The organism is Mesorhizobium sp. M8A.F.Ca.ET.021.01.1.1, assembly GCF_003998025.1.
Classification (GTDB): domain Bacteria; phylum Pseudomonadota; class Alphaproteobacteria; order Rhizobiales; family Rhizobiaceae; genus Mesorhizobium.
On record NZ_RZSJ01000685.1, the window covers coordinates 1 to 3,038 of the forward strand.

The following is a 3,038-nucleotide window of genomic DNA, read 5'->3' on the forward strand; positions in this document are numbered from 1 at the left end:
ACGCGAGAGCGCCGCTCCGTATGTCCGCGGCTCAGTTCTTCTTCAAGAACTTGTCGATGTTCGCAGGCGTGACCAGCTGGAACGGGACATAGACCTTGTGTTCGACCTTCTCGCCCTTGGCGAGCTTCAGCGCCGCGTCCAGCGCGCCCGAGCCCTGGCCGGCTGCGTCCTGGAACACGGTTGCGTCAAGGTCGCCCGCCTGCATGGCGGCAAGCGCGTCCTGGGTGGCGTCGACGCCGCCGACGACAACCGACTTCATGTCGATGTTGGCGGCCTTCATCGCCTGGATGGCACCGATGGCGCTTTCGTCATTGTTGGCGATGACGCCGTCGAACTTCTTGCCGGTCGACAGCCAGTTGGTCATCAGGTTCTGCGCCTGGTCGCGATCCCAGTTCGAGGTCTGCTTGTCGATGATCTTGATGAAGCTGCAGTCCGGGGTGGCGATGACATCGTCGATGTCCTTGGTGCGCTGCACGGCGGCCTGGTTGGAAAGCTCGCCCATGATGACATAGACATTGGCTTCCTTCTTGCCGGCTTCCTTGAACAGGCGGCAGACTTCCTTGGTTTCGAGCGTGCCGGAATCGGCCTCATTGGAAGCGACGAAGGCCTGGTTGTCGGGCAACGTGTCGACATTGACCGGCTGGCGGTTGACATAGACCAGCGGGATCTTGGCCGCGGCGGCCGCGTCCGACATTGCCTGCGTGGCCGAGGTGTCGACCGGGTTGACGATGATGGCGTCGACGCCCGAAGCGGCGAAGTTCTTGATCTGGTCGAGTTGCTTGGCGACGTCGTTCTGCGCGTCCTCGACCTGCAGCTCGACGCCGCTCATGCCCTTGGCCTGCTCGATCATGCCGTTGCGCAGCACGGTAAGGAAATTGTCGTCGAACTTGGCCATCGAGACGCCGATCTTGGCGGCCATGGCCGATGAACTCATCAGCGCCGCGAAGGCGACGCCCAAAAGCAGTTTCTTCATTTTAATCTCTCCTCCACTTTGGTGTCCGGTTGCACCGATTTCTCCGGAATCCCCGATCTCCCCGGGGAATCTCTCCCGATTGTCTTCTCCCCGGTGGCGCCTGCCGTTTGCTGGAACGCCAAAGCCTCTGTTTGAAACAGATGTTCCCGGAACGTAAGGACCAAAATACATCACTGATGAAATATTTATTCCATTTCGTCGGGAGGCGTCAAGGGCGATTCCAAAACCGGACGTGCGATTTTGGCGGACGCGTCGACGGTGTGCGGATGCTGCCGGAAGAATGCCGCTGGCTTGGCGGCGGAGCAGACAGGCGCACGCCCGCCGCCGGCGGCGAGGCCTATGGCATCAGCGCGCCAGGTCCGTTCCCTGGATGCCGTCGACAGGCGATGGCAGTTCAGAAATGCCAGATGTCTCTCTGCAGCAAGAGATCGAGCGGCGCTCTCCAGACCCTGTATCCCGCCGCCTGCCTCACCTGCTGTTCGACGCTGAGCTTGCCGCTGACATCGAAGAAAACTCCAATTCGCCTTCGGGCGTGAAGCTTTGTTCCGGTGGTGGTGTAATTGCGGATAGGCAGCTGCTGGCGGCTGATCGTTCGCCCATCCTGTGATAGCGCGACGCCGATGCAGAATTGTTCCGGGGTATGCAAACGCACGATTTCACTGACTCTCTCGCTGGCGGCGTATGCTCGCTCCAGCGCGGGAATGTTGTTATGATGAACGCCAAGGACGCCGCTCGCCCACATGGTTTCATCTCCGGTCAGGATGTGGCCTCCAATTGAGAGCCCTTTGCCTTCGAGCGCTCGATAAGGGGCCTTTGGGCGCCCTTCGCACCGCCACATTATGGAGGACAACGCTGTAATTCGCCTGAAACATCGCGATATGTCGCCGGTCGGATACATGTCCGTGTCCATGAAGAACAGGCGCTCGCAACGCCGCAGCAAATCGACGATGCCGGCTGCCTTGATGCCAAACCTGTATCGATTGCCGAAGGACATCTCGGCCTTTCTCTCGGCCGTTAGCTCGATCGTTTCGATAGGATAGCCGTCGAAAATGGAGGGCCTGTCGGTCAGGACCATGACCCTGGCATCCGGGCAATAGTAAAGCAGGCGAAGGGCGCTGAAGAGCGCGCCACGCGCATAGAGCTCGTCGCTCCCAAAAGCGATGTACCCAAACCCATCTCCGCCCATCGGGCATGTATATATTAGCAATCATTAATGCGTCAAATTTGGATACCCCCGTCGGGCGACGCGCTGAAAGCCCTGGCTCGCTAGATGTTCTCGGGCAGGTAGATGTCGAACGGCAGGAAGGTCTGGCCGGGAGCGTTAGCCGCGCCCGTCTCGATGGCGTGCGCCATGAGATCGAGCAGTTCGCGGCACAAAGCCGCCAGAGGCGTGGAGATCACCATGGTCAGCACCCCGTCCGCCAGGGCGGATCGCGAGACCGCCGATATCTCGTTGCAGACCACCGCTGGCATCTCTGCTGGCTTGGCCTGCCTAAGCGCCGCGACCGCGCCTTCCATGCCGCCGCCCGCGACATAGCAGCCGACGAGGTCCGGATGACGGCCGAGCAGGTCGAGCAGCGTGTCCTGCGTGATCTGGTTGGCCTCGAGATTGACCAGCGTTTCGAGCAGGGTGAAGTCCGGCGCCTGTTCGCGGAAGAAGGAGCGGAAGCCGATCTCGCGCAGCTCATGGCCGTGGAAGCGGTGGCTGCCGACGAAAAGCGCGACCTTGCCCGGCCGCTTCGCCGCTTTCGAGATCATCCAGGCTGCTGTGCGGCCGACCTTGCGGTTGTCGAGGCCGACATAGCCCTCGCGAATGCCGGCGGCGAAGTCGGACAGCAGCGAAAAAACCGGCAATCCCCTGGCCTTCATCTCCTCGACAATGACCGTCAGCGCCGGGTGATCCGGCCCGACCAGGGCGACGGCCTTGCACTTGGCCGCCAGCTTGCGCGTGCGCTCGACGATTTCGTCCGGCGTCAGCGAAACGGCGAAGTCGATGATCGCGACGCCGCGAAAGCGCTGCGATTGCGACACCGCGAGTTCGAGTTGCCGCGCGAACTCCGTGTAG

General features: G+C 61.5%; 3 protein-coding genes. All 3 read right to left on the bottom strand.

What is annotated here, in order from left to right; translation table 11 throughout:
- Window positions 1–31: 31 nt before the first annotated feature.
- Window positions 32–973, bottom strand: coding sequence for a sugar ABC transporter substrate-binding protein (locus EOA36_RS32175; RefSeq protein WP_127280865.1), 942 nt, complete (start codon window positions 971–973; stop codon window positions 32–34).
- A 394-nt stretch (window positions 974–1,367) separates the two neighbouring features.
- Window positions 1,368–2,048: a hypothetical protein gene (locus EOA36_RS32180; RefSeq protein ID WP_245464532.1), complete on the bottom strand. Its 681-nt coding sequence runs from the start codon at window positions 2,046–2,048 to the stop codon at window positions 1,368–1,370.
- Window positions 2,049–2,239: 191 nt separating this feature from the next.
- Window positions 2,240–3,038: substrate-binding domain-containing protein (locus tag EOA36_RS32185; protein WP_127280867.1), on the bottom strand; the 799-nt coding region annotated here is incomplete at its 5' end.